This is a genomic window from Streptomyces sp. GC420 (assembly GCF_009916105.1).
Classification (GTDB): domain Bacteria; phylum Actinomycetota; class Actinomycetes; order Streptomycetales; family Streptomycetaceae; genus Streptomyces.
This window is the reverse complement of record NZ_JAAAXQ010000546.1, coordinates 1-3,871: the sequence shown is the minus strand read 5'-3', so window position 1 is coordinate 3,871 and position 3,871 is coordinate 1. Positions and strand designations below refer to the sequence as shown.

Sequence of the window (3,871 nt, the reverse complement as noted above, 5' to 3'; positions counted from 1 at the left end):
GGGTAGGGCCGGGTGTGCCGGACGATGAGCTCCGCGAGGCCGAGCTGACCGCCGTCCTCGGGGTAGTGGGGCGGGCGGCCCCGCAACAGTGCGTAGACGGTGGCGGCGAGCGAGTACACGTCTCCGGCCGGGGCCGGTTCGGTCATCCGGAACGCCTCCGGCGGGGCGTACGCCGGAGTCAGCGCCTCCCGGGTCACGGACAGTTCCTGGCCGGGGCGCGGCATGGCCGCCAGCCCGAAGTCGGCGAGGGCGACACCGCCGTACCGATTGACCATGATGTTGCCCGGCTTGATGTCACGGTGCAGCACCCCGGCGGCGTGCGCGGCGGCCAGGGCGTCGGCGATGTTCACCCCGATGTCGCGCGCCTCGCGCGGCGGGCGCGGTCCCTGCCGCCGCAGCCGGTCGCCCAGGGATCCGCCGGGGCAGAGCTCCAGCACCATGTACGGACGGCCGTCCGCGAGCACCCCCGCGTCGTACACGGACACCACGTGCGGGTGCTCCGACAACTGCCCGGCCGCGGTGACCTCCCGGAGGAACCGCTGCCGGTCCCGCGGCGTCGACAGCACCCGGCTGTCGACCTTGAGGGCGACCTCCCGGCCCACGGCGAGCTGCCGGGCCCGGTACACGGTGGCGAAGCCGCCCCGGCCGAGGACCCCGTCGATCTCGTAGCCGGGCAGTTCCAGACGTTCGGACAGCATGTGCCGCTTCCCCCAGGGCGATGGCACCCCGGGGCCAAGGACGGCCGACCGAGGACGGCGCCGACTCTAGCCCAGGCCTTCCGGCGCCCCGTGGCGGGCCGGACGCCGGAGCTCAGGCGGGCTCGCGCAGGAGCTGTTCCAGGCTGCCGAGCAGGCGCAGGGCGTCCGCGCGCCGGCCGGGGGACAGGCGCGCCCCCTGCTGCGGAACCGGGGCCGCCGGAGCGGCGGGGGCGGCCTGCGTATGGAGGGTGACCACCCGCAGGGCCGCTGCGGCCTGGCGGGCGAACATGGCCAGCAGGTCGAGTTCCTGGAGGTCCGAGCGGGCCTGCGGGGACGGGTCGAGCACCTCCAGCACGCCCAGCACCCGCCCCTCACTGATCAGCGGCGCGGCCATCAGCGCGTCCGGCACGTACTCGGTGGACTCGGCGAGCGCACGGTCGAAGGACGTGTCCGCGGCGAGGTCGTCCACCACCATGGGCTCCCCGGACGCCGCCACCCAGCCCGCGATGCCGCGCCCGGCCGGGAACCTGCGGCCCACCAGGAACTCCTGGCCCTCACCCGACACCGCCTGGAAGACCAGCTCCCCGGCGTCCTCGTCGAGGAGGAAGACCGAACTCGCCGCGGCGCCGAAGATGGCGCGCGCCACGTCGACCACCGACTGGAGCAGTTCGTTCCGTGACGCGTCCACGGGGTGCGGGGCTTCCGGAACGGGCACGGATTCGGTTCTCGGAGTCATCGTCGGGCCTCTCCTGCCGAAGGGGTGGTGTGCCGCGGCTCCAGGCGCACATTGGCCGCGGAGAGATAGAGGGCGTTCTTGAGCTGGAAGGACGTCATCCTCGGGTGCGCGGACAGGATGCGCGCGCACAGGCCGGTGATGTACGGGGTGGCGAAGCTGTTCCCCGTCGTACGGATGGAGGCCCCGCCCAGCCAGGGCACCGACACGTTCTGCCCCGGCGCGAAGAACTCCACCGGCGGCCGGGGGTTGTAGAGGTGCAGGGCCGGGTCGTCCTCCTGGTGGCTGCCCACGGAGATGACGGAGGCGAAGCGCCAGGGGAAGCTCTCCACAGGGGTGTTGTGCGCGGAGGCGACGATCACCGAACGGGCGAACCAGGCCCGGTCCGCCAGATCGTGCAGCTCCTGCGCGAACCGGGTACGCGTCGTGGACAGGCTCAGGTTCACCAGGTCGAAGCCCTGGTCCACCGCCCAGCGCAGCCCGGCCAGCAGCACGTCGCCGGTGCCGGAGAACCGCTCGCCCAGCACCCGCACGCTGTGCAGCTCGCAGTCGGGGGCGGTACGCCGGATGATGCCCGCGCACGCAGTCCCGTGACCGCAGCTGTCCCCCGTGTCCGTCGCCCTGACCTCCGTCTCTCCCGTATCCGGGTCCTTGACGACCACCCAGGAGCCGTCCACGGGCCCCACCAGCGGGTGGTCGCGCTCCACCCCGGAGTCCACGACGCACACCCGCACCCCCCGTCCGGTGGCCTCTCCCTCGGCCGGTGAGGGCGGCAGCGGACCACGGTCCGCCAGGACGGGTACGTCGTCGGGACCGCGTCCCCGAAGGCTCCAGACCAGCCCGCGGGCCGGTGCGGTGGTGTCCATGGCTCAGCTCATCTCCGTCGATCGGGCTCTGTCCGGCTGCCCGGCTGTCCGGCACCGGCGAGGGCCGCGAGGAGCCGCCGGGCTCCGCGCGCACCCGGCAGATGCCCCTTGTCGGTGAACCGTTCGGCCGCCGACCGCGCTGCCGAGGCCGCGGCGTCCCGGAGTCCCAGCGCCGCCAGGGCGGCGGCCCTGTCCAGCACCGCCGTGGCGCGCACGAGCGGCGAGTCCGTCAGCGCCGCCGTGCGCACGGCCGTGTCCGCGTGCCGCAGCGCCTCCTCCGCGTCGCCCCCGAGGGCGGCCAGCCGCGCCCGCAGCCCCGCCAGGTCCACCGTGTCGGCGCGGGGCAGGGCCTGCGCCGTCACCACCTCGGCGATCCGCTCCGCGGCCGCCGCCGTGCGGTCCTGGTCCAGCAGCAGCCGGGCCGCCTCCAGGCCGATCAGCGGCCGCATCCCGGGGGCGCCGGCGCGGCGGGCCGCCTCGTCCGCCCGGCCGAGCAGCGCGAGCGCCTCGCCGCGCCGCCCGAGCTGCGCCTCGACGGTGGCCCGGAACACGGGCAGGAACACCGCCGCCTCCGCGTAGTCCAGCCCCGCGGCGAGCCGTTCGGCCTCCGCGAGCGCGGCCCGCGCCTCACGCGGCCGGTCCTGGAGCGCGTACAGCACGGCCAGCGGGCAGTTCAGGGTGACCCGCACGGTCGGCCGGCCGCCGCCGTGCTCGGCCAGCAGCGCCTGGCAGCGGGACACCGCGACGGGCACCGGCTCCGGGCCCCGCCACAGCGAGATGCCGATCGCGCCGAGCGCCGCGGCGCGTTCCGGCTCCGCCTCGGCGCGGACGGCGTGGTCGAGCGCCCGTACGAGGTCCCGGTCGGCCTCCTCGTGCCGGCCCGCCTGCTGCCGCTGCTGTCCCAGCCGCAGCCGGGCCCGCGCCCGCCCCACGTGGTCGGACGCGGCCTCGAAGACCGGCAGCACCGAGCGGGCCGTCGCCGGGACGTTGACGGCGGCCGGGTCCAGCACCGCGAGCGCGAGCCGCGCGTGGGCCGCCTCCACCGGCGCGTCCCCGGCGTCGAGCACCCGGCGCAGCAGCCGCGTCCCCTCCTCGGCGTGGCCCAGCGCGAGCCGCACCTCGCCGAGCCGGCGGAGCGCCGGGGCCGCGGCCGCGTCGCCGGGCCGCGACAGGCCGACGGACCTGCGCAGCAGGCTGTCCGCCCAGTGCAGGTCGGAGCGGGCCAGCGCCTGCGCGCCGGCCAGGCCGAGCGCGGCCGCCGCCCGCACCCGCAGCCGTTCGGTGTGGGCGTCGAGCAGGCCGAGTTCGGCCCGGCAGCGGTGGGCGCGCTCCAGGTGGCCGCCGACGGCGCCCGCGCCCTCGGCCACCACACTGGGCAGCTCCGCCGCGCCCTCGTGGCGGGCCGCCTTGGCGCGCTTGGACAGCGACCCGTAGGCGACCTCCTGGATCAGACCGCCGGCGAAACGGTGGAGTCCGGGGCGGTTGCCCGGCGCGGGCTCGACCAGCCGCCGGCGGGTGAGGTCGGCGAGAGCCGTACGGATGCGCTCGTGGACGTCCTCGGGGGGTGCGGGGGG

The 3,871-nt window shown here is 76.5% G+C and carries 2 protein-coding genes and 2 pseudogenes; all 4 read right to left on the bottom strand.

Going from position 1 to position 3,871, the window contains the following annotated elements:
* On the bottom strand, positions 1–698 hold a 698-nt coding region (locus GUY61_RS35845; RefSeq protein WP_166634481.1), incomplete at its 3' end, for a serine/threonine-protein kinase.
* A 112-nt stretch (positions 699–810) separates the two neighbouring features.
* Positions 811–1,434 carry a GAF domain-containing protein gene (locus tag GUY61_RS35840; protein WP_166634480.1) on the bottom strand — a complete coding sequence of 208 codons (624 nt, stop codon included), beginning with the start codon at positions 1,432–1,434 and terminating at the stop codon, positions 811–813.
* Positions 1,421–2,297 (bottom strand): annotated as a pseudogene (locus GUY61_RS35835) (S8 family peptidase); the annotation flags it as partial. The gene GUY61_RS35840 and the pseudogene GUY61_RS35835, both read right to left, overlap by 14 nt.
* An 8-nt stretch (positions 2,298–2,305) precedes the next feature.
* Positions 2,306–3,871 (bottom strand): annotated as a pseudogene (locus GUY61_RS35830) (adenylate/guanylate cyclase domain-containing protein); the annotation flags it as partial.

Excerpts from the sequence above, each read along its gene's own strand:
- GUY61_RS35840 (WP_166634480.1), bottom strand. The coding sequence starts at position 1,434 with ATGACTCCGAGAACCGAATCCGTGCCCGTTCCGGAAGCCCCGCACCCC.